The sequence below is a fragment of the Cupriavidus sp. GW821-FHT07C08 genome (genome assembly GCF_059419025.1).
On record NZ_JBWKQZ010000037.1, the window covers coordinates 31,187 to 54,311 of the forward strand.

Genomic DNA, 23,125 nt, shown 5'->3' on the forward strand with positions numbered 1-23,125 from the left:
ATGCCGCCGGCTGCGGGTCAGTTTCCTTCCGGCTGATGGACAAAGATCCACTCCTGGTAGCTGCCCTTGCCGGCAAACCCGGCATTGTCGGGCGCAAAGCCGGCCACGCGCAACGGCGTGCCGGGGGCCTGGCGGTACACGCCGACGATGCCGTTGTCCGGGCCGGGGACGATGCCCCACTCGCCGCCTTTCGGCAGCGGGTCGCGCCAGGCCCGGCGCAGGTAGCGCGCGACCACCGGCTGCCTCGGATCGAGTGCCAGTTCGTCAAGGCGCTTCGGGTACTGCCCGGCCGGGCTGGCATCGTAGTAGGCGCCGATTGCGCGGCAGATCTCGCTGCCGTGCGCGAGCAGGTCAGCCTCGCGCGCGCGCCGGTCCTGCGTGGCCCACAGCACGCCGAACTGGCTCAGCATCACGCCCAGGATGGCCAGCGCGAGCGCCATCACAACCAGCAGGCCCCATGACAGCGGCAGGCCCATCATTGACTCCCCGCGGCCGTGCGCGGCGTCACCGGCACCACGGACACATGCCGCATCGGCAGGTAGGTCAGCGTGACCCCGCTCTGCGCGATCCGGTCGATGCGGTACTCGCGCTCCAGCACCGCGCCTACGCCGTGGTGGCCTAGCACGCCGCAGCGCTCGGACAAGAGGTAGGTGTTGCCGAAGGCCTGCATCGCGATCACCGGTTGCTGGCCCTGGTAGCGCCACATAGCCGACACCTGAAAGGGCATCGGCGGCGGGCCGGGGCGAGCCTTGGGGGTCGGGCTTGCCACCGGTGGTGGCGCCGGCGCTGGCCGCGGTGCCCAGCTGAAGGCGGGGAACAGATTGGGCGGTGCGTCCGGCACGCCGGCCGTGGCGAGCACGGCCAAACCCGGAGCGCTCTCCTGCAGGGCGTCATCGATCATGCGCGCAACATCCGCCAGCCGGGCCGCGCGCGGCGGGCCGCACCACCACACCATGCACCTGTCACCGCTTGCCCAACTTCTGATTGCGCACCTTGGCGACCTGGGCAGCCAGTGCGGCCTGTCCCGCACCGCCAGCCAGATCCTGAGCCTGCTCTATATCGCCTCGCGGCCGCTGAATGCCGACGAGATCGCGCAGGCGCTGAGCCGCTCGCGCTCAAATATCAGCGTGGGGTTAAGGGAACTGGACTCCTGGAACCTGACCCGCCCTTCCCAGGCCGATGTTCCGCGCGACCGGCGCGAATACCTGCGCGTGCCCGCCGATGTCTGGGTCAGCTTCCGCACCCTGGCCGCCGAGCGCAAGCGCCGCGAGATCGACCCGGCGCTGCGGGCCCTGCGCGCGCTGCGGCAGGAAGCCGGCGCGGCCGAGGACGCCCCCCCACCTGCTGGCGCGCATCGATGCACTGCTGGAGTTGCTGACGCTGCTCGGCGGCTGGATGCACGGCATGCAGCGGCTGGACGATGAGGTCCTGCGGCGCGCACTGCGCCACGGCGCCGCGCCGGAGCCGCCGTGACACTCAGCGGGCAGCGTGCCAGGCCACGGCCAGCGCCAGCAGCCACAGCACGGCGCCGGTCAGCCGCTCCACCCACCGCACCGAGCGCCCGAAGCGCGCCGCCACCGCCGGATGCCCGATGCCATGCGCCACCAGTAGGTCCCAGCCCAGCACCACGGCAAACATCCATGCGCCGTAGGCGAGCTGCACCACGGGTGGCGTACGGCTGGCAGCCAGCACCGAAAACAGGCTGGCATAGAACAGCCCGTTCTTGGGATTCAGGACGGCGGAAAGGAACCCGCTGGCCAGCTGGGTGAGCCACGGCGCGGGCGCGGCACGCGCGGCGCCGTCCGCCGCGGGAATGGCCAGTTCGCCGCTGGCGCGCAGCAGCCGCCAGCCCAGCCATGCGAGGTAGGCGCAGCCCGCCCACTGCAATGCCGCGAACAGCAGCGGATAGTCGCGCATCGCGGCAAACCCGGCCAGCGCCAGGCCGATAAAGACGCCATTGCCGAGCGCAATGCCCAGGCATACGCCGCTGGCGCGCCGCGGCCCGTGCACCAGCGCGCTGCGCACCACCAGGAAAAAATCCGGCCCCGGGCTGAGCAGCGCCAGCGCATGCGCGCCGGCCACCATGGCGAACTGCTGCCAGGGCAGCGCGCGCGCGCCGAGATCGAAAGCCATGTCCATGCCGACCCTCCGTGAAGAGCCAGCAGTGTCGTACGCCGGGATGCGATCGGTCTTGAAGAAAGTTGCGGTGGCGGCAGGCCGGGTCAGGCAGCGCGCTGGTAGCCGCGCGGCGTCATTGCCACGCGCTGCTTGAAGGCGCGCTGGAAGTGGCTTTGGTCGGCAAAGCCCAGCAATAGCGCTACCTCGGCCAGCGCCGCGCCCTGCCGCAGAAGGCGGCGCCCGTGCTGGATGCGAAGGTCGAGCTGGTAGGCGTGCGGCGTCATGCCGGTCTCGGCGCGGAAGGCACGGATCAGGTGGTAGCGGCTCAGGCCGCAGGCGTGCGCCAGTTCGGCCAGCGGCAGCCGTTCGGCGTGGCGTGCGCGCAGCAACTCGCACAGCTGCGCCATCCGCGCGGAGACGGCAACGGGCGCCGGCATTGTCTGCGTGGCCGCGCCGGTATCGATGGCGGCATGCAGGTCGCCGATGAAGGCAACCAGCGCGGCCTCCTTCTCGACGCTGTCCGCAGCCGAGAACAGCGCATGGTTCAGCCCGCAGACCAGCCCGTAGACCGGGGGCGATTCCGTCACGCACGCCGGCAGCGCGGTCCGTGCCGCGCCGTCCTCATCCAGCACGGAGGCGACCCATGCCGGATCGAAATGCAGCATCTGGTAGCTCCAGCGCCCGTCCGGCACCGGATTGCAGGCATGCACCTGGCCCGCCGGGATCACCACCACCGCGCCGGGACCGGTCAGCGCCGCATCGTCGCCGCAGGCAAAGCGGCTGGTGCCGCTGTCGACGGCGCCGACCGACAGGGTGGGATGGGTATGCGGCAGGTAGCTGGCGCTGCTGTGGCTGGCGCGCCGGCTTTCGGCAAACGGCAGCGCGGGATCGGCCCACCAGCGGGTGGCGGCAGGCGCGGCCATGGGGTGGCTCACCCCTCGCTGCGGTATGGGCGTTCGCGCAGCCATTTGGTGGCGATCCACTTCTCGCCGGACGCCACCGGCAGGCCGGCGTGCAGCGTGCGTTCGTCCAGCGTGCCGTCGGGCAGCAGGTAGCTGAAGTACACCGCATTGCCCTTGACCGGCGCCACCTCCAGCCCCACGCGCGGGAACGCGGTGGCGCCGCCCGCCTCGGGCGTGTTCAGGTAGATCACCACGGTGGCGATGCGCTGCCCGCCGACGGACAGCTGCCGCGCCTCGCCCGGGCGCCGCGGGTTGAAGTAGTCGAAGTGCGGCTGGTACTCGCCGCCAGGCTTGTAGTTGAGGATCTGCAGCCCTTCGCCGTGCTCGGCGGGCACGCCGGTGACGGCGGCGATGCGCGCCTCGATGCGCGCGATCAGGGCGTGCTCGGCCACCTGGAACATCGCGCCCATGCTGGTGCGGGCGTCGATCAGGTTCTCGTCGCCGGTATCGGGGTTGACCACCGGCGAGCGCGCCAGGCGGCCGCGCGACAGCGCCACCAGGGCATCGCACTCGTCGTCGGTCAGCAGTTGCTGGAACAACTGGACCTGCGGCGACGCCAGTCGGAACAGGATCGGCACCTGGCGGTCGCCGCCATCGGCAGCGTAGACCGCGGGCGTGCCGGCGACGGCGGCAGGGCGGGCCGGCGCGGGCCTGGCCGGCGCGGCACCATCGGCGCCTTGTGCAAAGGCCGCGGCCACGGCCCGGCGCGCAAACGCCTCGTCATAGCCCGAGCGCAGCATCGACAACACCAGCGCATCGGCGGCAAAGCCCTGGGCGATATGCCGGGCCAGCCATTGTTCAAGTTCGGGCGAGGATTCGGTGTAGCCGGTCTTGCCGCCGGCAACGGAGGCTTCGCGGATCATGACGGATTGGCGGCCACGCGTTGCGACGAGAACGGGTTGCGGGCAGGCGGCTCGGACACCGGTGCGCGCGGGCGCGACGGCGCGATCTCGGGATCGCCGGCCACGGTGACCGTGGCTTCGGAATACTGCCAGCGCTTCCACGCCGCCAGCACCGCGTTCGGGTATTCGGGGCGGCCGCGGCTGCCGTTGTAGCGGCCCAGCGCCAGGTACAGGTCGCCCTGCTCGCGATCCAGGTAATAGCGCAGGATGGTGCAGCCGTAGCGCAGGTTGCTCTGCAGGTGAAACAGCTTGCGCGGGTCGCTGTCGCCGATGGCGCGCACCCAGAACGGCATCACCTGCATCAGCCCGCGCGCACCGGCCGAACTGATCGCGTACTTGCGGAAGTTGCTCTCGACCTGGACCAGTCCCAGCACCAGCGCAGGCTCCAGCCCGGCGCGCTTGGCCTCGTAGTAGGCCACCTCGATCAGTTCCACGCGCACCTGCGGCTCGGGGATGCGCGAGGCCAGGCGGGCGGACATCTCGCCCAGCCATTTCAGGTAGGCCAGGCGCTCGCCGCCGGACGCAAATACCGGCCGCGTGGGCCGGTCATCGGCGATGGCGGCGGCCAGCGCGCCGCGCACGGAGTCGGCCAGGTCTTCTTCCTTTTGCGCGCCGGCGTGGGCTGCCATGGCCGCCAGGGCCAGCAGCAACCCGCCCGCGCAGCGGCGGGCGGCGTCAGTCATGCCGCGGGCGGCGCGCATGGGGCTCAGTTCGCCAGCTGGCTGCGCACGTGGCCGACCACATCGGCCACGCTGACGGCGGTGGCCTGCGCGTCGCGCCGGCCCTGGTACTCGACCTTGCCTTCCTTCAGGCCGCGGTCGCCCACCACCACGCGGTGCGGCACGCCGATCAGCTCCCAGTCGGCAAACATCACGCCCGGGCGCTCGCCGCGGTCGTCCAGGATGACGTCCACGCCGGCGGCCAGCAGCTCGGCATGGATGCGGTCGGCCTCGGCCTTGACGGCTTCGGAGCGGTCGTAGCCCACCGGGCAGATCACCACCGCAAACGGCGCGATCGCGGCCGGCCAGATGATGCCGCGCTCATCGAAGTTCTGCTCGATCGCCGCGCCCAGGATACGGGTGACGCCGATGCCATAGCAGCCCATCTGCATCGGCTGGGTCTTGCCGTTCTCGTCCAGGAACGTGGCGTTCATGGACTCGGAATAGCGCGTGCCGAGCATGAACACGTGGCCCACCTCGATGCCGCGGCAGATTTCCAGCGTGCCCTGGCCGTCCGGCGAGGCGTCGCCGGCGACCACGTTGCGCAGGTCGGCCACGATCGGCTCGGGCAGGTCACGGCCCCAGTTGACGCCGGTGTAGTGGTAGTCGCGGTAGTTGGCGCCGCAGACGAAGTCGCTCATGTTGGCGACGGTGCGGTCGGCCACCACCTTGACCGGCTTCTTCATGTCGATCGGGCCCAGGTAGCCCGGCGGCGAGCCGAAGGCGTCGACGATCTCGTTCTCGGTGGCAAAGCGGAAGTCGGCCAGGCCCGGTACCTTGGACGCCTTGACCTCGTTCAGTTCGTGGTCGGCACGGATCAGCAGCAGCCAGACCTCGGCGCCGGCTTCGGTGTCCTTGGCCAGCACGATCGACTTGACGTTGCGCTCCAGCGGGATGTTCAGGAATTCCGCCACCTGCTCGCACTTGACCTTTTCCGGGGTGAAGGTCTTGACCAGGTCTTCCTTGGGCGCGGCGCGCTCGGCCAGCAGGGGCAGCGCCTCGGCGGCCTCCATGTTGGCGGCGTAGTCCGAGGTCGGGCAGTAGACGATGGCGTCTTCGCCGGTGTCGGCAATCACATGGAACTCATGCGAGCCCGAGCCGCCGATGGCGCCGTTGTCGGCCGCCACGGCGCGGAATTCCAGGCCAAAGCGGCGAAAGATGCGCACGTAGGCGTCGTACATGTTCTCGTACGACTTGCGCAGGCCGTCCGTGTCGCGGTCGAAGGAATAGGCATCCTTCATGGTGAACTCGCGCCCGCGCATGATGCCGAAGCGCGGCCGGCGCTCGTCGCGGAACTTGGTCTGGATCTGGTAGAAATTGACCGGCAGCTGCTTGTAGCTGCGGATTTCCGAGCGGGCGATGTCGGTCACCACCTCTTCCGAGGTCGGCTGGACCGCGAAGTCGCGCTCATGGCGGTCCTTCAGGCGCAGCAGCTCGGGGCCCATCTTGTCCCAGCGGCCGGTTTCCTGCCACAGCTCGGCCGGCTGGATCACCGGCATGGACAGCTCCACCGCGCCGGCGCGGTTCATTTCCTCGCGCACGATGTTCTCCACCTTGCGGATCACGCGCAGCCCGATCGGCATGTAGTTGTAGATGCCGGCGCCCAGCTTCTTGATCATGCCGGCGCGCATCATCAGCTTGTGCGAAACGATTTCCGCGTCGGCGGGCGCTTCCTTGAGGGTGGAAATGAAGAATTGCGAGGCTTTCATCCGTAATTTCTCTCTGGGCCGCTAGGTTCGGGAAAATCCGTCCCGGCAAAATCCGGGGGCCGGCGGCACTGAATTGTGTGCACGCGCCTGAAACTGCCCTTCCGCTCGGGGAAAACCAGCATCCCCCGGTCCGGGCCCGGCTGCGCGCTTCCTTTATAATCAGCGTAATTCTAAAGGATTCGAGGTGCAGTCATGCTCGATCGTGAAGGCTTTCGCCCGAACGTCGGCATCATCCTCCTCAACGCACGAAACGAGGTTTTCTGGGGCAAGCGAATCGGCGAACACTCCTGGCAGTTCCCGCAAGGTGGCATCAAGTACGGCGAAACGCCTGAACAGGCCATGTACCGCGAACTGCATGAGGAAATCGGCCTGCTTCCGGAGCACGTCAGGATCGTCGGTCGCACGCGCGACTGGCTGCGTTACGAGGTGCCGGACAAGTTCATCCGCCGCGAGATCCGCGGCCACTACAAGGGCCAGAAACAAATCTGGTTCCTGCTGCGCATGGCCGGCAGGGACTGTGACATCCATCTGCGTGCCACCGAGCACCCTGAATTCGACGCCTGGCGTTGGAGTCATTACTGGGTGCCGCTGGAGGCGGTGATCGAGTTCAAGCGCGATGTCTACCAGCTGGCGCTGACGGAGTTGTCACGCTTCCTGAACCGGCACGCGCGTGTGCCGCTGAGTCCCTATGGCACACACGGGACGCACGGCCCCCACGGCATGCATGGCCGCCACGGCGGACCACGCAGCCAGGCGCTCAGCCGCGCCCAGCAGGCGCAGCAGGCCGACGCCGACTGCAATGCCGAGGCCGAGCACGCGACTGAACACGATTCACCGGCAACGCCGGTTTCCACCTCACGGAGCACTGATGACTAGTTTCACCGGCCTGGGCCGCCGCGGCGGCCTGACCGCTGCCGGAATGCTGATTGCCGCGGCCAGCCTTGCGCTGGCCGGCTGCAAGACCACCGGCAAGGGAATGGCGGAGGAAGAAAGCACCTGGATCAACCCGTTCGGGGCCAAGACCTTTGAAGAGGCCAAGGCCATGCTGCCGGCGCCGCCGCAGGACGCCAACCTGATCCCGTTCACGGTGTCGGGCACCGGCTCGCTGTCGTTCGCGGTGGACGGCAAGTCGGTCTCGGTCGGCAAGGACAACGTGGTGCGCTACACGGTCGTCACCACCAGCCAGAGCGGCGCGCGCAACGTGACCTTCGAAGGCCTGCGCTGCGATGCGTTCGAGCGCAAGCTCTACGCCACGCTGCCCAAGGGCGCGACGGAATGGGTGCCCAACAGCAGCGACTACGGCGAGACCTGGCACCGCATGGAGACTGGCGTGCGCAATGCCTACGCCGCCACGCTGGCGATCGATTTCTTCTGCGAGGGCCGTACCGTGGCCGGCACCGCCGACGCCATGGTGCGCGACCTGCAATCGCGCGCGCCGCGCAAGCGCTGAAGCTCACAGCGTCGACATGAAAAAACGGCGGGACTGCCTGGCAGCCCCGCCGTTTTCATTTGCGCCTGGCCTTTGCGCCGGGATGCCGGATCAGACCAGCACCAGGTTGTCGCGATGGATCAGTTCGGGCTCGTTCAGGTGCCCCAGCACGGACTCGATCTCGGACGAGGGCTTGCGCGCAATCAGCCGCGCCTCGGCGCTGGAATAGTTGGTGATGCCGCGCGCCACCTCCTTGCCCTGGGTGTCGACGCACGCGATCACCTCGCCACGGGCGAACTCGCCCTGCACTTCCGTCACGCCGATCGGCAGCAGCGACTTGCCGCCGCTGGTGAGCTTCTCGACCGCGCCGTTGTCGATCACGACCCGGCCGCGCAGCTGCAGGTGGTCGGCCATCCATTGCTTGCGCGCCGTGAGCCGTCCGGTCGGCGCCAGCAGCTGGGTGCCGATGGCCTCGCCCGCGGCCAGGCGCTCCAGCACGTTGGCCTCGCGTCCAGAGGCGATGGTGGTGTGGGCACCGGACTTGGCCGCGCGCTTGGCCGCCAGGATCTTGGTCAGCATGCCGCCGCGCCCGATCGACGTGCCGGCGCCGCCGGCCATGGCTTCCAGCTCGGGGGTGCCGGCCAGGGCCTCGTCCACGAACTGCGCGGCCGGGTCCTTGCGCGGATCGGCGGTGTACAGGCCGCGCTGGTCGGTCAGGATCACCAGCGCGTCGCCTTCGATCAGGTTGGTCACCAGCGCGCCCAGCGTGTCGTTGTCGCCGAACTTGATTTCGTCGGTGACCACGGTGTCATTCTCGTTGATGATCGGCACCACGCCCAGGGACAGCAGCGTGAGCAGGGTCGAGCGGGCGTTGAGGTAGCGTTCGCGGTCGGCCAGGTCAGCGTGGGTCAGCAGCACCTGCGCGGTGCGGATGCCGTAGCGGCCGAACTGGCTTTCATAGACCTGCGCCAGGCCCATCTGGCCGACGGCGGCGGCGGCCTGCAGCTCATGGATTTCCTTCGGACGGCGCACCCAGCCCAGGCGCTGCATGCCTTCGGCGATGGCGCCGGAGCTGACCAGCACCACTTCCTTGCCAGCCACGCGCAGCTTGGCGATCTGGGCCGCCCAGCGGGCGATGGCGTCGTGATCCAGCCCCTTGCCGTCGTTGGTGACAAGGCTGGAACCGACTTTGACGACGATGCGCTTTGCCTGCGCGATGACCGATTGCATGACGGGAATCCTGTCTCCCGGGCAGCCGGCGGCGGGCGCCGCGCCCGAATTGTCCGTGAGTATTCTTCTGTGGTGGGGCGCCAGTGGCGGCCCCGGCTTACGCCTCGCCCTGCCCCTGGTCGACGTTGTGCAGCCGCTCGTCCAGGCGGATGTCCGGCTCGGCCAGCGCCGCGGCCTCTGCGGCCTTGATCGCCAGCAGGTGATCCTTGATCGCGTAGATCAGCTCGCGGCAGCCTTCGCCGGTCAGCGCCGAAATCTGGAACACCGGCCCCTTCCACTTGTAGCGCTTGATGAAATCCTTCACGCGGGTGGCGCGCTCTTCCCCGGGAACCACGTCGAGCTTGTTCAGCACCAGCCAGCGCGGCTTGTCGTACAGGGTTTCGTCGTACTTCTTCAGCTCGTTGACGATGGCCTTGGCCTCGGCCACCGGGTCGACTGCCTCGTCGAACGGCGCCAGGTCGACGATATGCAGCAGCAGGCCGGTGCGCTGCAGGTGGCGCAGGAACTGGTGGCCCAGGCCCGCGCCCTCGGCGGCGCCTTCGATCAGGCCGGGAATGTCGGCGACCACGAACGATTGCTCATGGTCCACGCGCACCACGCCCAGGTTCGGGTGCAGCGTGGTGAACGGATAGTCCGCCACCTTCGGGCGCGCGTTGGAAATATGCGAGATAAAGGTCGACTTGCCGGCGTTGGGCATGCCCAGCAGGCCGACGTCGGCCAGCACCTTGAGCTCAAGCTTGAGCATGCGGCGCTCGCCCGGCTTGCCGTCCACCTGCTGGCGCGGCGCGCGGTTGGTACTGGACTTGAAATGCAGGTTGCCCCAGCCGCCCATGCCGCCTTCGGCCAGGCACACGCGCTGGCCGTGCTCGGTCAGGTCGGCGATGACTTCGCCGGTGTCCATGTCGGTGATCAGCGTGCCCACCGGCATGCGCAGCGAGATGTCCTCGCCGGCGGCGCCGTAGCAGTCGGAGCCGCGGCCGTTCTCGCCGTTGCGGGCCACGTGCTTCCTGGCGTAGCGGAAGTCGATCAGGGTATTGATGTTGCGGTCCGCCACGGCGAACACGCTGCCGCCGCGGCCGCCATCGCCACCATCCGGGCCGCCGAAGGGCACAAACTTCTCGCGCCGGAACGAGGCGCTGCCATTGCCGCCGTTGCCGGCGATGGCTTCGATTCGGGCTTCGTCTATGAACTTCATGATGATGGGTTTCCGTGATGGATCGGCGGATCAGCGGCTGGAAGCCTCCAACCGGGCTGGCGAACTGACATTGTCGCCAGAAAAGAAAAGGCCCCGCAAGCGTTGCGGGGCCTTCATCCTGCAAAGGCTGTTATCAGGCCGCCGGAACGACGCTGACTTGCTGCTTCTTGGCAGGGCCCTTGACGGCGAACTGCACGTGGCCGTCCACCAGGGCAAACAGCGTGTGGTCCTTGCCCACGCCGACGTTGTCGCCGGCATGCACGCGGGTACCGCGCTGGCGGATGATGATGCCGCCGGCGTTGATGGCCTGGCCACCAAACACCTTCACGCCCAGACGCTTCGATTCGGAATCACGGCCGTTCCGCGTGGAACCGCCGCCTTTTTTCTGTGCCATGTCTTACTCCTGTCGCTTTACCTGGTTACGCTCGATCGATCAGGCAACGATCGCTTCGATGCGCAGTTCGGTGTAATTCTGACGATGGCCTTGACGCTTCTGGTAGTGCTTGCGACGGCGCATCTTGAAGATCTTCACTTTGTCGTGACGACCTTGGGAGATAACGGTAGCCTTGACGGAAGCCCCGCTAACCAGCGGCGTACCAAACTTGATTTGGTCGCCGGCGCCCACTGCGAGCACCTGGTCGAGCGTGATTTCTGCGCCAATGTCTGCCGGTATCTGTTCTACTTTCAGTTTTTCGCCAGCAGCAACCTTGTATTGCTTGCCGCCGGTTTTTACGACCGCGTACATTGTCGAACCTCTCGGATGTGAATAAAACGCCGTATGCCGGCACTGGCGCATCCTGCGCGGCCGGTCAATTGCACGGCCTGGCGCCTGGATGGGCTCACTGCGGCCCGGTTATCTCCCGCCGGCCAGAACCCGCAAAGCGAGCGCAGCTACCGGAGGAAACCGGGAATTGTAAACGAGATCAGGGAAAAGCGCAAAGAAAACAGGCACATAGCCTGTGTGCGGCGGCATCGCCACAATGGAACCGCGTCCTGGCTCAGGTCAGGTCGGCGAGCAGGAATCCCGCCAGCGCCGCAAACGCCACCCAAAGGGCGGTGCGGCGCAGGTGGCGGCGAGGAACGGACTTGTTCATGGCTGCATTATAGATGCGCGCCTTGCGAACACCCTGAGCGCATACCCTGAGCGCGAATCTTTAGAAGCGCCCCATAAGTAGAACGCCACGCGCATCGCATATAATCGTCCGGTTTTGCGTAACGGTGATCATCTTGTCCCAGCCTTCCGCCACTGCCTTGCTTGCCCCGGTCGCTGCAGACATGCGCGCGGTCGATGCTGTCATCCGCCAGCGGCTGTCTTCTGAAGTCCCCCTGATCGAGCAGATCGGCGAATACATCATCGGTGCCGGCGGCAAGCGCCTGCGCCCGGTGATCCTGCTGCTGACAGCGCGCGCGATGGGCTACGACGGCAATCGCCACCATGAGCTGGCCGCCGTGGTGGAGTTCATCCACACCGCCACCCTGCTGCACGACGACGTGGTCGACGAGTCCGAGCTGCGGCGCGGGCGTGATACCGCCAATGCCGTGTTCGGCAACGCCGCCAGCGTGCTGGTGGGCGACTTCCTCTATTCGCGCGCGTTCCAGATGATGGTCGATGCCGGCAGCATGCGCATCATGGAGATCCTGTCCAACGCGACCAACGTGATCGCCGAGGGCGAGGTCCTGCAGCTGCTGAACATGCACGACCCCGACGTCACCGTCGAGCGCTACCTGCAGGTGATCCGCTACAAGACCGCCAAGCTGTTCGAGGCCGCCGCGCAACTCGGCGCCGTGCTGGCCGGCGCCGACGCCCAGATGGAAGAAGCCGCGGCAGAGTATGGCCGCCGCATCGGCACCGCCTTCCAGCTCATCGACGACATGCTGGACTACACCGCCAGCGCCGAGCAGATGGGCAAGAACGCCGGCGACGACCTGCGCGAAGGCAAGCCCACCCTGCCCCTGCTGCACCTGCTGGAACACGGCACGCCCGAGCAGCGCCAGCTGGCGCGCGACGCCATCGTGCAAGGCGGCACCGAGCATTTCGATGCCGTGTTCGCCGCGATCCACGCCAGCGGCGCGCTGGACGTCACCTTCGAAGCGGCGCGGCGCGAGGCTGAAGCCGCCGAACAGGCGGCACGGCAGTTCCCGTCGTCGGAACTGAAGGAAACCCTGATCCAGCTCTGCGCGTTCTCATTGCAACGGCAGTCCTGACGCAACCGCGGGGAAGGCAGCGGAAGCGGGCTGAACGGCGATTTTCCTCGCCCTCTTCCATTCCCCAAAAAACGCTGCTAAACTTACGTTCTTTGCTGCAGACGGTCAGACGTTTACCAGCAAACCAAATCGGGGTGTAGCTTAGCCTGGTAGAGCGCTACGTTCGGGACGTAGAGGCCGGAGGTTCGAATCCTCTCACCCCGACCAGATTTAAAAGGCCGAATCAACGTCAGTTGGTTCGGCCTTTTGTCTTTCTGCCCCCCCTCCCGCCCTCCGGCAACTCATCCCTTGATCGCCTTGCGCTGACGCTTGAATGCCTTCAGGTCGGCCGCGGAGAACAGCTGGCTACGCCCCACTTCCGCATGAGGCGCCAGCTTGCCGTCGCGCACCATCCGCCGGAAGGTGGCAATTGAAACTTCAAGGTATTCGGCCGCCTCCGCAGCGGTGAAGTCTGCTTCAGCGAGGTGGCCAAAGACTTCCTCGTGCGAGATGTTCTCGTCCTTGAAAGCCTGCTCGCCCACCAGCGTGAAGAACTTGACGCGCTCCTGCGCGGGCATCTTGCTGACGGCCTTCATCAGGTCTTCTGCGGTCATGATGGTCATCCCTTTCTCTCTGCCCTCAGGTACTGCTTGAGCTCGTCGTAGGAGTTCTCGTGCGAGCCCACCTTGTAAAAGTCGATCCACAGTATTTCAAGATCCACGCCTGCTGCCTGCTGCCCGGGTCGCGGTAGGCGGTAGGCGATCAGGTATTCCTGCCGGTTGAGCCTGAATTTGTGGACCCGGATTCCGGCCAGATCGCCAACCTTGGCTTCCCCGACGCCAGGATCTGCGCAAACCACCTCCACTTCATCCTCGATCGCCAGCTGCAACGGCTTGTGTGCCTTCTTGACGAACTGCACGAAGGGCTTCTTGTAAATTGGCTTCATGCAATGTTATGCACGCACCTTTGATTCTATATCAGATCAAAACGGCGTGATGTCTTCCGTTGTGAAAAGGCCAATGGAAACACGGGCGGGGACAGGGATTCCTCTCAAAAGGACACCACCCCGCGCGCAAGGCAGCTGCCTGAAGCGCCCCTTCTTCCCCGCGCAAGTAGGGTTGCGCCCGTGTCGCGCAAACGCCAACACCACGCCCGCATTGGCTTTACAAAAAGTGACCCCGGCGGCAAACTGCCCCGATCCGGGGACGTGGGTCCGTCCGCCCCCGCCTGCGTGGCATCCGCCACCGCCTAACCGCACCGCACAGCGCACCTGCCATGACACTCGGTCTTGCCCTGGCCCAGAGCCGGCGTATCGCGCCCGCCCTGCTTGCTCAGCTGGAGCAGGCCGCGCGTGAAAAGCAGTCGCAGCTGATCGACGAGATCGTCGGCAGCGGCACCATGAGCGCGCACGACCTGGCGCTGTTTGCCGCGGACAAGTACCAGCTGCCGCTGCTGGACCTGGCCCAGTACAACCTGACCAAGGTGCCGCCGGCGCTTGCCGGCAACCGTGAATTCCACGCGCACCGGCTGCTGCCGCTGGGCCGGCGCGAGAACCGGCTGGTGCTGGCGATGTCCGACCCGTCCAACCAGGCCGGGCTGGATGCGATCAAGGAAAAGTACAAGCTGCCGGTCGAAGCGGTGGTGGTCGAGCACGACAAGCTGATGAAGCACGTGCGCTCCGCCGGCGAGGCCCTGGGCACGCTGAAGAACATCTCGCCGGTGCAGGCCGAGCGCAAGATGATCGAATACGATCCGGTGGCCGCGGCCGGCAACCAGCGCAACCGCACCACCGCCGACAATATCGACGACGCCCCGGTGGTGCGCTTCCTGCAGAAGCTGCTGACCGAGGCCTTCCACCGCGGCGCGTCCGACCTGCACTTCGAGCCGTTCGAGACTTTCTACCGCGTCCGCTTCCGCGTGGACGGGGTGCTGCAGGAGGTTGCACGCCCGCCGCTGGATATCCGCGACAAGATCGCCACCCGCATCAAGGTGCTGTCGCGCCTGGACATTTCTGAAAAGCGCGTGCCGCAGGACGGCCGCATGAAGCTGCTGATTGCCCTGCCCAAGGACAAGGACGCCAAGGAGACGGTCGAGCGGGCAGTGGATTTCCGCGTGTCGACGCTGCCGACGCTGTTCGGCGAGAAGATCGTGATGCGGATCCTGGAATCTTCGTCCGACAAGCTCGACATCGACCAGCTCGGCTATGAGCCCGAGCAGAAAGCGCTGCTGCTGGACGTGATCAAGCGCCCCTACGGCATGGTGCTGGTGACCGGCCCCACCGGCAGCGGCAAGACGGTGTCGCTGTACACCTTCCTGAACCTGCTGAACCAGGGCGACATCAATATCTCCACCGCGGAAGACCCGGCCGAAATCCAGCTGCCCGGCATCAACCAGGTCAACGTCAACGACAAGGCGGGCCTGACCTTTGCCGCTGCCCTGCGTTCGTTCCTGCGGCAGGACCCGGACATCATCATGGTCGGCGAAATCCGCGACCTGGAAACCGCCGATATCTCGATCAAGGCCGCGCAGACCGGCCACCTGGTGTTGTCGACGCTGCACACCAACGATGCGCCGACCACGCTGACGCGGTTGATGAACATGGGCGTGGCGGCCTTCAATATTGCATCGAGCGTGCTGATGATCACCGCGCAGCGGCTGGCGCGGCGGCTGTGCACCTGCAAGCGCGAGGGCGAGGGCGAGATCCCGCGCGAGGCGCTGCTGGAGGCGGGCTTCCGCGAACAAGACCTGGACGGCAGCTGGCAGCCCTACCACCCGGTCGGCTGCGAGCGCTGCAACGGCACCGGCTACAAGGGCCGCTGCGGCATCTACCAGGTCATGCCGATCACCGAGGCCATGCAGGAGATCATCCTGACGCACGGCACGGCACTGCAGATCGCCGAGCAGGCGCGCAAGGATGGCGTGCTATCGTTGCGCGAAGCGGGGCTGCTGAAGGTGAAGCAGGGCGTCACGTCACTCGAAGAAGTGCTGGCGACAACGAATACTTAGGGAAGCAGGACCGGCGGGGCAAGACACAACGTAAATACAAGACGCAGAACAAGCGTCATTTACATCGGGGGTCAATATCATGGCGACGCGTGCACCAGCGGCGGGCGCCCGGACGGCGGCACCGTCACGGGCGAAATCAGGGAAGGGGCGCAAGGCACCCACCCAGTACATCTTTGAGTGGGAAGGCAAGGACCGCAAGGGCAAGACCTTCACCGGCGAGCTGCGCGCCGAGAACCAGGCGGAGGTCACCGCCACGCTGCGCAAGCAGGGCCTGACCATCGTCAAGCTGAAGAAGCGCAAGGCCGCGCGCGGGCGCAAGATCACCGAGAAGGACATTGCCTACTTCACCCGGCAGCTGTCGACCATGCTCAAGGCCGGCATCCCGCTGCTGCAGTCGATCGACATCATCGCGCGTGGCCACGTGAACCCCAACTTCACCCAGCTGCTGTCCGACATCCGCTTCGACATCGAGGCCGGCAGCAGCATGGCCGCGGCATTCCGGCGCCATCCGAAGTACTTCGATACGCTGTACTGCAACCTGATCGATGCCGGCGAACAGGGCGGTATCCTGGATTCGCTGCTGGAGCGCCTGTCGCTCTACATGGAAAAGACCATCGCGCTGAAAGGCCAGATCAAGTCGGCGATGATCTACCCGATCGCGGTGCTGACGGTGGCCTTTGCCGTGACCGTGATCCTGATGCTGTTCGTGATCCCGGCGTTCAAGGGCGTGTTCTCCAGCTTCGGCGCCAACCTGCCGGCGCCGACGCTGCTGGTGATCGCCATCTCCGACTTCTTTGTCCAGTACTGGTACCTGGTGATCGGGGTGCCGGTGGCCGGCATCTCCTTCTACCTGCGCGCGCTGAAGAAATCGGAGAAGGTGCAGCGCTTCACCGACCGCGCGCTGCTGAAGCTGCCGATCTTCGGCAGCCTGTTCCGCAAGGCCGTGATCGCGCGCTGGACCCGCACGCTGGCCACCATGTTCGCCGCCGGCACGCCGCTGGTGGAGTCGATGGAGTCCGTGGCCGGCGCGGCCGGCAACTGGGTCTACTACGACGCCACGCGCGAGATCGAGCAATCGGTGCGCATCGGCACCAGCCTGACCAACGCGATGCAGGCCACCCATGTGTTCGACAACATGGTGCTGCAGATGACGCAGATCGGTGAGGAGTCCGGCGCGCTGGACAATATGCTGCTGAAGGTGGCGGAGTTCTACGAGCGCGAGGTCGACGATGCCGTGGCCGCGATCTCCAGCCTGATCGAGCCGCTGATCATCGTGGTGCTGGGTGTGCTGATCGGCGGCATGGTGGTGGCGATGTACCTGCCGATCTTCAAGCTGGGACAGGTGGTGTAAGCGATGTTGTCTGCCTGGTCTGCTTCTCCGTATCCGACCAGTGGCGCGCCGCTGGTGGAGGCACTGGCGGCGCTGCCGCCCGCCTTTCTGGTGGCTGCCGCGGCGCTGCTCGGGCTGGTGGTCGGCAGCTTCCTCAACGTGGTCATCCACCGGATGCCGCGCATGATGGAGCGCGACGAGGCCAACTATATCGCCGAGCTGCGCGGCGACCCGCTGCCCCACCCCGGCCGCTACAACCTGATGGTGCCGCGCTCGGCCTGCCCGCATTGCGGCCACGCGATTGCACCCTGGGAGAACGTGCCGGTGCTGAGCTACCTGTTCCTGCGCGGGCGCTGCTCGGCATGCAAGGCGCCGATCAGTGTGCGCTATCCGCTGGTCGAGCTGGCCTGTGGCGTGCTGAGCGCGCTGGTGGCGTGGCGCTTCGGCCCCGGCGGACAGGCCCTGGCCGCGCTGGTGCTGGTGTGGGCGCTGCTGGCGCTGACCATGATCGATGCCGACACGCAACTGTTGCCGGACCAGATCACCCTGCCGCTGCTGTGGCTGGGCCTGCTGCTGAACCTGGGCAGCGTGTTCGTGGCGCTGCCCGACGCCGTGATCGGCGCGGCTGCCGGCTACCTGGTGCTGTGGACGGCCTACTGGCTGTTCCGGCTCGTGCGCGGCAAGGAAGGCATGGGCTTTGGCGACTTCAAGCTGATGGCGGCGCTGGGCGCCTGGTTCGGCTGGCAGGCGCTGCCGGCGCTGGTGCTGCTGTCGTCGGTGGTCGGCGTGCTGTTCGGGCTGGCCAATATTGTGCTGCGCCGCCAGGAACGCGACACGCCCTTCCCGTTCGGGCCCTTCATTGCGCTGGCCGGGGTGGTGGTGCTGCTGTTCGGCCCCGGCGTGCTGCCGCTGTTTGCATGGCCATGACGGTGTCCGACGATATCCGCTGAAGCTGGTATCGTTGCGGCAACATCGTCAACAGAGCCTCACATGCTGGAAATCGGACTGACCGGCGGCATCGGCAGCGGCAAGACCCGCGTGGCCGACATGTTTGCCGCGCGCGGTGCCGCGATCATCGACACCGACCTGCTCGCGCACGAGATCACCGCCCCGGGCGGGCGTGCCATCCCGGCGCTGGTCGAGGCCTTCGGCCCGGCCTGCCTGCGCCCCGATGGCGCCATGGACCGCGACGCGATGCGCGCACTGGTGTTTGCCGACCCCGCAGCCAAGGCACGGCTTGAAGCCATCACCCATCCGCTGATCCGTGCGCTGACCACCGAGCGCGCCCACGCGATCCGCGATGCCGGCGAGCATCCCTACCTGATCTACGTGGTGCCGCTGCTGGTGGAATCGGGCTCATGGCGCGAGCGCGTGGGCCGCGTGCTGGTGGTGGACTGCACCGAGGCCACCCAGGTGGCGCGCGTGATGGCGCGCAACGGCTTCAGCCGCGAGCAGGTGCAGGCCATCATGGCCAGACAGGCCACCCGCGCCGCGCGCCTGGCATGTGCCGACGACGTCATCGACAACGACGGCCCGGTGGAGGCACTGGTGGACCAGGTCGACCGGCTCGACCGCTACTATCGTGAACTGTCGGCGGCGGCCAGGGTCCATCCATAACGCGCAACCCGGCGCGCCAGCGCATGGCATCACGCACGCGACATTGTCCTCGGCCCTTGTCTCGCATAGAATGCGCTGGAATATGCGGGGAAATCACCGCATACTGCCGGTAACCGCCTGCCATATATCGCCCCTTCCGGCATTTCCCGGGCCTCATTCTGCACCGGGCCGCTCCTGAAAGCGCCCGACGCCCTGCACGGACATTGCACTTGATTCTGTACGAATACCCTTTCAACGAACGCATCAGGACACTCCTGCGCCTGGAGGACCTGTTCGATCGGCTGGAATACTTTCTCGGCCAGGATCATGCCCACCAGCATCATGTCGCGCTGACCACGCTGTTCGAGATCATCGACGTGGCCGGCCGCGCCGACCTCAAGACCGACCTGATCAAGGAACTGGAACGCCAGCGCCAGGCACTGGCGCCGCTGCGCGCCAGCCCGCAGATCGACCAGGAGGCACTGGACGCCATCATCGGCGAGATCGAGCAAGGCATCGCCATGCTCAACCAGACCGTGGGCAAGGCCGGCCAGCTGCTGGCCGACAACGAGTGGCTGACCAGCATCCGCAGCCGCGCGATCATCCCCGGCGGCACCTGCGAGTTCGACCTGCCGGCCTACTATGCCTGGCAGCACCGCCCCGCCGAAGACCGCCGCGCCGATATCCTGAAGTGGGTACGTCCGCTGCTGTCGCTGCGCATGGGCACCACCATCGTGCTGCGCCTGCTGCGCGAAGCCGGCCAGAGCGGCAAGGTGATCGCCACCGGCGGCAGCTACCAGCAGATGCTGTCCGGACGCAGCTACCAGCTGATGCAGGTCTGGCTGGATGACTCGCTGCTGGCCTTCATCCCCGAGATGAGCGCCAACAAGTACATGCTGTGGGTGCGCTTTACGCAGCAGGACGGCGACCTGCGTCCGCGCTCGGTCGATGCGGATATCCCGTTCCTGCTGAAACTCTGCAATTTCTGAAGCCTGCGCTGAACGCTATGCCTGCTGTCGTCAAATGCCCCACCTGCGGCACCGAGGTGGCCTGGGTGCCCGACAACAAATTCCGCCCCTTCTGTTCCGAGCGCTGCAAGCAGATCGATCTCGGCGCCTGGGCGTCCGAGAAATACGTGATCGGCGGCAAGCCGGGCGAGACCGCCGCCGACCAGCCTGAAGACGAGGACGACTGAAGCGCCCTCGCCTTCAGCGCCCCCTCTGGTTCAGTGCGCCGCCGCCAGCACGCGGCGGTAGAAGCCCACGCACACCAGTGCGAACACCGCCAGGCCCAGCCACTGCGCGGTCGCTTCAAACCCGGCCCCGACCAGCGCCAGCGGCGCATCCTTGCCCGACAGGCCGATCACCGCGGCCAGCATCACGCCGACCAGGCTTTCCCCCACGATCAGGCCCGAGGCCAGCAGCGTGCCGCGCCGCTCGGCATGTTCCAGCGCCAGCTTGACGTCGTCGCCGCGCGCGGTGGCGCGGCGGCGCTCGCTGCGCAGCAGGAGCCACGACAGCACCGCGCCCACCACCAGCGCCGAGCTGATGGTCGGCGGCAGGTAGATGCCGATGCCCACCGCCAGCACCGGCAGCCGCGCCGCGCCGCGGCGGCGGCGCAGCACCTCGTCGATGGCGATCAGCACCACGCCCAGCCCGATGCCGATCAGGATCATGGTCCAGTTGAGCTGGTGGGTGAAGATGCCGGTGGCGATCGCGGTCATCAGCGTCGCCTGCGGCGCGGCCAGCGCCTGGTTGGGGTCCATGCCCGCACGCGGCAGCGCGCCGGCGAAGCCATAGGCGCTGTAGAGCAGTTCCAGCACCGGCGGGATCACCGCGGCGCCGACCACGCAGCCGATCAGCAGCGCCACCTGCTGGCGCCACGGCGTGGCGCCGACCAGCCAGCCGGTCTTCAGGTCCTGCAGGTTGTCATTGGCGATGGACGCGACCGCCACCACCGCCGAGGTGGTGAAGATCGCCAGCGCAATCGCGAACTTGCTGCCCTCGGGCGTGACCAGCAGCCCGTCGGCCTTGCCCGCCAGCAGGATCAGCAGCGACACCAGGATCACTGCGATGATGCCGATGCCCGAGATCGGGCTGGCCGACGAGCCCACCAGCCCCGCCATATAGCCGCACGCCGCCGCCACCAGGAAGCCGAAGATAAAGGCGAACACCACCGCGTAGATCACCAGGCGCCAGCGTGCGCCGCCATCGAGCGGAGCCGGCGCGAGGAACCAGGCGAACACCGTCACCAGCACCGCCAGCAGCCCCAGCATCACCAGCCCGATCCATTTGGCCGGCATATCCTGCTGCGTGCGCGGCATCTTGCCCTGCCCCGCCGGCCCGCCCTGCAGCGCGCCGAAGGAGGCGCGGATGCCGTACAGCATCGGCCCGGCCAGCGACAGCAGCGTCCAGATCGCGGCGATGCCGATGGTGCCGGCACCGATAAAGCGCGCCTGCTGGCTCCAGATCATGGTGCCGAAGGCCGACAGCGTGGCGCCGTCCGGGCGCGGCGTGATGGCCGTCAGCCACGGCACCGCGACGCCCCAGGTCAGCACCAGCCCGAGCAGCATGGCCAGCCCGCCGACGATGCCGACCAGGTAGCCCGCGCCCACCAGCGCCAGCGAGAAGCCCATAGACAGCCGCACCACCGAGGCCCCGGCCGACAGCCAGAAGTTGGCGCCCTCGGCCAGCAGGCGCAGCCCGCCGGCGGCAAAGCTGAACAGCCCCGCCACCAGGCCGCCGGCCATCAGGTCGGCCAGGCCGGTCGCCTGGGGCTTCTGGCCCGGCGCGGCCTGGTCCGGCGCGGCGCTGCCCACGCGCAGGATTTCCGCCGCGGCCACACCCTCCGGGTAGGGCAGCTCGCTCTGCACCACCATCGCGTGGCGCAGCGGGATGCTGAACACCACGCCCAGCATGCCGCCGGCCGCGCAGATCGCCAGCGTCTGCCAGAACGGGAAGCCCTGCCAGTGGCCCAGCATCACCAGGCCCGGCAGGATAAAGATGATCGACGACAGGGTGCCCGCGGCCGAGGCCTGCGTCTGCACCATGTTGTTTTCCAGGATGTTGGCGCCGGGGAAGAGCCGCAGCACGGCCATCGAGATCACGGCCGCCGGGATCGCCGACGAGAAGGTCAGGCCGACCTTCAGGCCCAGGTAGATGTTGGAGGCGGTGAACACGACCGTGATCAGCGCACCGAGGATGATGCCGCGCAGGGTCAGTTCGGGCAGGGAAACGTCGTCGGCGATACGATCGACACGTAGCATGCAGGTTCCTTTCCTGTGGATCAGGGCCTGGTCAGGCCCTGGCGGCGCGCAAGCGGGCGCCGCGGCCGCTTGCCCGACAGCGGGAAGGCAGGGTCAGCCGTTGCCCGATTCCTCGGCCAGCCACTCCACCACGGGAATGGTGGCCGGCAGCAGCGGCCCCACCGTCACCGGCGTGCGCTGCCACGAGAAGGCCTGGCCTTCGCGGCCGACGGGGTCGCCCCGCCAGTCGGTGACCTTGCAGAAATACAGCCGCACATAGGCGTGCGGGTAGTCATGTTCCAGGATGTGCCAACGCTCGCATTGCGTGACATCAAGACCCAGCTCTTCATGCAGCTCGCGGGCGAGTGCCGCCTCTACCGACTCGCCCGGCTCCAGCTTGCCGCCGGGGAATTCCCAATACCCCTCGTAGGGCTTGCCGGCCGGGCGCTGCGCCAGCAGGAAGCGTCCGTCGGGCTGCACCAGCACGCCGACCGCCACCTCCGTCACCTTGCGCGGCGGGTTGCCACCGGTCTGCGCGGGGTTCTGCGTGGCCGCGCTCATGCCTTGGCGTCTCCGGCGACATCGGCAATATAGGGCTTGCCATGCTTGCCGCCCCAGTCGCGCGCAAACTGCCAGGCCACGCGGCCCGAGCGCGAGCCGCGCTCCAGTGCCCACACCAGCGCGTCGCCGCGCGCCGCGGCGATGTCCTCGTCGGTGCAGCCGAAGTGCCTGAGCCAGTGGCCGACGATGGCCAGGTACTCGTCCTGCTTGGGCGGGTAGAACGACAGCCACAGCCCGAAGCGCTCGGACAGCGAGATCTTCTCTTCCACCACTTCGCCGGGATGGATCTCGCCGTCGTCGGTGTGGCGGTAGGTCTCGTTGTCCTTCATGTACTCCGGCAGCAGGTGCCGGCGGTTGGAGGTGGCGTAGATCAGCACGTTGTCCGACTGCGCCGCCACCGAGCCGTCCAGCGCCGACTTGAGCGACTTGTAGCCCGACTCGCCCTCTTCGAACGACAGGTCGTCGCAGAAGATCACGAAGCGCTCGGGGCGCTGCGCAACCAGCTCGACGATATCGCCGAGGTCGCCCAGGTCATCCTTGTCCACCTCAACCAGCCGCAGCCCGTCCTTGACGAAGGCGTTGAGGCAGGCCTTGATCAGCGACGACTTGCCGGTGCCGCGCGCGCCGGTCAGCAGCACGTTGTTCGCCGGCAGCTTGCCCACGAACTGGCGCGTATTGCCGACGATGGCATCCTTCTGGCGCTCGATATTCTTCAGGTCGTCCAGGTGGATCGGCGGCAGCTGGCGCACCGGCTGCAGGTAGCCGATATTGCCGAACAGGCTCTGCCGCTTGCGCCAGCGGAACGCCACGGCCTCCTGCCAGTCGGCGTCGCTCAGTTGCGGCGGCAGCCATTGTTCGAGTCGGGCGAGGAAGTTGTCGAGGCGGGCGGCAAGATCAGACATGGCAGGGGCGCGCTGGGGGCGCGGTATCGGCTGGCAGG

The 23,125-nt window shown here is 67.3% G+C and carries 26 protein-coding genes and 1 tRNA gene; 11 read left to right on the top strand and 16 right to left on the bottom strand.

The window, feature by feature from the left end:
• Nucleotides 1-17: 17 nt before the first annotated feature.
• Nucleotides 18-479, bottom strand: coding sequence for a type II secretion system protein (locus AC07UK_RS33375; protein WP_436222676.1), 462 nt, complete (start codon nucleotides 477-479; stop codon nucleotides 18-20).
• A complete protein-coding gene (locus AC07UK_RS33380; protein WP_436222677.1) occupies nucleotides 476-901 on the bottom strand; it encodes a hypothetical protein in 426 nt (141 codons plus the stop codon). Before AC07UK_RS33380 ends, AC07UK_RS33375 begins: the two co-directional genes overlap by 4 nt.
• On the opposite strand from AC07UK_RS33380, the gene AC07UK_RS33385 reads away from it, so the two are divergent.
• Nucleotides 900-1,424: a GbsR/MarR family transcriptional regulator gene (locus AC07UK_RS33385; RefSeq protein WP_436222678.1), complete on the top strand. Its 525-nt coding sequence runs from the start codon at nucleotides 900-902 to the stop codon at nucleotides 1,422-1,424. The two genes, AC07UK_RS33380 and AC07UK_RS33385, sit on opposite strands and share 2 nt — an antisense overlap.
• A gap of 52 nt (nucleotides 1,425-1,476) precedes the next feature.
• Here the strand turns inward: AC07UK_RS33385 and AC07UK_RS33390 are convergent, their stop codons facing one another.
• The 5 genes from AC07UK_RS33390 to AC07UK_RS33410 form a co-directional block, all read right to left on the bottom strand.
• Nucleotides 1,477-2,139 (bottom strand): LysE family translocator, encoded by a 663-nt coding sequence (locus AC07UK_RS33390; protein WP_436222679.1) that lies wholly within the window; start codon nucleotides 2,137-2,139, stop codon nucleotides 1,477-1,479.
• Between the two features lie 83 nt (nucleotides 2,140-2,222).
• The gene (locus tag AC07UK_RS33395; protein WP_494693905.1) at nucleotides 2,223-3,041 is read right to left on the bottom strand and encodes an AraC family transcriptional regulator; all 819 of its coding nucleotides are present in this window, start codon (nucleotides 3,039-3,041) and stop codon (nucleotides 2,223-2,225) included.
• 8 nt (nucleotides 3,042-3,049) lie between these two features.
• The gene (locus AC07UK_RS33400; RefSeq protein ID WP_436222681.1) at nucleotides 3,050-3,943 is read right to left on the bottom strand and encodes a 2OG-Fe(II) oxygenase; all 894 of its coding nucleotides are present in this window, start codon (nucleotides 3,941-3,943) and stop codon (nucleotides 3,050-3,052) included.
• Nucleotides 3,940-4,683, bottom strand: a complete 744-nt coding sequence (locus AC07UK_RS33405; RefSeq protein ID WP_013958050.1) for a lytic transglycosylase domain-containing protein — start codon at nucleotides 4,681-4,683, stop codon at nucleotides 3,940-3,942. Before AC07UK_RS33405 ends, AC07UK_RS33400 begins: the two co-directional genes overlap by 4 nt.
• A gap of 5 nt (nucleotides 4,684-4,688) precedes the next feature.
• Nucleotides 4,689-6,410: a proline--tRNA ligase gene (locus AC07UK_RS33410; protein WP_436222682.1), complete on the bottom strand. Its 1,722-nt coding sequence runs from the start codon at nucleotides 6,408-6,410 to the stop codon at nucleotides 4,689-4,691.
• Nucleotides 6,411-6,602: 192 nt separating this feature from the next.
• Here AC07UK_RS33410 and AC07UK_RS33415 point away from each other — a divergent pair, with 192 nt between their 5' ends.
• Together AC07UK_RS33415 and AC07UK_RS33420 are read left to right on the top strand one after the other, a co-directional pair.
• Complete coding sequence (locus AC07UK_RS33415; protein ID WP_013958052.1) at nucleotides 6,603-7,286, top strand: RNA pyrophosphohydrolase; 684 nt, start codon at nucleotides 6,603-6,605, stop codon at nucleotides 7,284-7,286.
• On the top strand, nucleotides 7,279-7,860 hold the full coding sequence (locus tag AC07UK_RS33420; RefSeq protein WP_436222684.1) for a CNP1-like family protein: 582 nt from the start codon (nucleotides 7,279-7,281) through the stop codon (nucleotides 7,858-7,860). The genes AC07UK_RS33415 and AC07UK_RS33420 overlap by 8 nt, the downstream gene beginning before the upstream one ends.
• Nucleotides 7,861-7,950: 90 nt before the next feature.
• Here AC07UK_RS33420 and proB read toward each other — a convergent pair whose 3' ends face one another.
• The 4 genes from proB to rplU form a co-directional block, all read right to left on the bottom strand.
• Nucleotides 7,951-9,069: a glutamate 5-kinase gene (gene proB / locus AC07UK_RS33425; RefSeq protein WP_013958054.1), complete on the bottom strand. Its 1,119-nt coding sequence runs from the start codon at nucleotides 9,067-9,069 to the stop codon at nucleotides 7,951-7,953.
• A gap of 97 nt (nucleotides 9,070-9,166) precedes the next feature.
• Nucleotides 9,167-10,264, bottom strand: coding sequence for a GTPase ObgE (gene obgE, locus AC07UK_RS33430; RefSeq protein WP_436222686.1), 1,098 nt, complete (start codon nucleotides 10,262-10,264; stop codon nucleotides 9,167-9,169).
• Nucleotides 10,265-10,397: 133 nt separating this feature from the next.
• Nucleotides 10,398-10,658, bottom strand: a complete 261-nt coding sequence (gene rpmA, locus AC07UK_RS33435) for a 50S ribosomal protein L27 (RefSeq protein ID WP_010814747.1) — start codon at nucleotides 10,656-10,658, stop codon at nucleotides 10,398-10,400.
• Between the two features lie 39 nt (nucleotides 10,659-10,697).
• The gene (rplU, locus tag AC07UK_RS33440; protein ID WP_006576525.1) at nucleotides 10,698-11,009 is read right to left on the bottom strand and encodes a 50S ribosomal protein L21; all 312 of its coding nucleotides are present in this window, start codon (nucleotides 11,007-11,009) and stop codon (nucleotides 10,698-10,700) included.
• Nucleotides 11,010-11,539: 530 nt separating this feature from the next.
• Between rplU and ispB the strand changes: the two genes are divergently transcribed.
• Both ispB and AC07UK_RS33450 read left to right on the top strand, forming a co-directional pair.
• Nucleotides 11,540-12,469 carry an octaprenyl diphosphate synthase gene (gene ispB / locus AC07UK_RS33445; protein ID WP_436223113.1) on the top strand — a complete coding sequence of 310 codons (930 nt, stop codon included), beginning with the start codon at nucleotides 11,540-11,542 and terminating at the stop codon, nucleotides 12,467-12,469.
• A gap of 130 nt (nucleotides 12,470-12,599) precedes the next feature.
• A tRNA-Pro gene (locus tag AC07UK_RS33450) sits at nucleotides 12,600-12,676 on the top strand.
• A gap of 74 nt (nucleotides 12,677-12,750) precedes the next feature.
• Here AC07UK_RS33450 and AC07UK_RS33455 read toward each other — a convergent pair.
• Nucleotides 12,751-13,071, bottom strand: coding sequence for a helix-turn-helix domain-containing protein (locus AC07UK_RS33455; protein WP_436222696.1), 321 nt, complete (start codon nucleotides 13,069-13,071; stop codon nucleotides 12,751-12,753).
• A complete protein-coding gene (locus AC07UK_RS33460) occupies nucleotides 13,068-13,394 on the bottom strand; it encodes a type II toxin-antitoxin system RelE/ParE family toxin (RefSeq protein ID WP_494687844.1) in 327 nt (108 codons plus the stop codon). Before AC07UK_RS33460 ends, AC07UK_RS33455 begins: the two co-directional genes overlap by 4 nt.
• Before the next feature lie 329 nt (nucleotides 13,395-13,723).
• Here AC07UK_RS33460 and pilB point away from each other — a divergent pair, with 329 nt between their 5' ends.
• The 6 genes from pilB to AC07UK_RS33490 all read left to right on the top strand — a co-directional run bounded on the left by pilB (nucleotide 13,724) and on the right by AC07UK_RS33490 (nucleotide 19,575).
• On the top strand, nucleotides 13,724-15,454 hold the full coding sequence (gene pilB, locus AC07UK_RS33465; protein ID WP_013958058.1) for a type IV-A pilus assembly ATPase PilB: 1,731 nt from the start codon (nucleotides 13,724-13,726) through the stop codon (nucleotides 15,452-15,454).
• A gap of 79 nt (nucleotides 15,455-15,533) precedes the next feature.
• Nucleotides 15,534-16,805: a type II secretion system F family protein gene (locus AC07UK_RS33470; RefSeq protein ID WP_436222698.1), complete on the top strand. Its 1,272-nt coding sequence runs from the start codon at nucleotides 15,534-15,536 to the stop codon at nucleotides 16,803-16,805.
• Nucleotides 16,806-16,808: 3 nt separating this feature from the next.
• A complete protein-coding gene (locus AC07UK_RS33475) occupies nucleotides 16,809-17,711 on the top strand; it encodes a prepilin peptidase (protein WP_494687845.1) in 903 nt (300 codons plus the stop codon).
• A gap of 63 nt (nucleotides 17,712-17,774) precedes the next feature.
• Nucleotides 17,775-18,401, top strand: coding sequence for a dephospho-CoA kinase (gene coaE, locus AC07UK_RS33480; RefSeq protein ID WP_035826779.1), 627 nt, complete (start codon nucleotides 17,775-17,777; stop codon nucleotides 18,399-18,401).
• A 209-nt stretch (nucleotides 18,402-18,610) separates the two neighbouring features.
• The gene (gene zapD, locus AC07UK_RS33485) at nucleotides 18,611-19,369 is read left to right on the top strand and encodes a cell division protein ZapD (RefSeq protein ID WP_436222700.1); all 759 of its coding nucleotides are present in this window, start codon (nucleotides 18,611-18,613) and stop codon (nucleotides 19,367-19,369) included.
• Nucleotides 19,370-19,386: 17 nt separating this feature from the next.
• On the top strand, nucleotides 19,387-19,575 hold the full coding sequence (locus tag AC07UK_RS33490) for a DNA gyrase inhibitor YacG (RefSeq protein ID WP_035826775.1): 189 nt from the start codon (nucleotides 19,387-19,389) through the stop codon (nucleotides 19,573-19,575).
• A gap of 30 nt (nucleotides 19,576-19,605) precedes the next feature.
• On the opposite strand, the gene AC07UK_RS33495 is transcribed toward AC07UK_RS33490, so the two are convergent.
• The 3 genes from AC07UK_RS33495 to AC07UK_RS33505 form a co-directional block, all read right to left on the bottom strand.
• Complete coding sequence (locus tag AC07UK_RS33495; protein WP_494687846.1) at nucleotides 19,606-21,645, bottom strand: OPT family oligopeptide transporter; 2,040 nt, start codon at nucleotides 21,643-21,645, stop codon at nucleotides 19,606-19,608.
• Nucleotides 21,646-21,738: 93 nt separating this feature from the next.
• Nucleotides 21,739-22,185, bottom strand: a complete 447-nt coding sequence (locus AC07UK_RS33500) for an NUDIX domain-containing protein (RefSeq protein WP_013958064.1) — start codon at nucleotides 22,183-22,185, stop codon at nucleotides 21,739-21,741.
• Nucleotides 22,182-23,087, bottom strand: a complete 906-nt coding sequence (locus AC07UK_RS33505; protein ID WP_013958065.1) for an ATP-binding protein — start codon at nucleotides 23,085-23,087, stop codon at nucleotides 22,182-22,184. The genes AC07UK_RS33500 and AC07UK_RS33505 overlap by 4 nt, the downstream gene beginning before the upstream one ends.
• Between the last annotated feature and the right edge of the window lie 38 nt (nucleotides 23,088-23,125).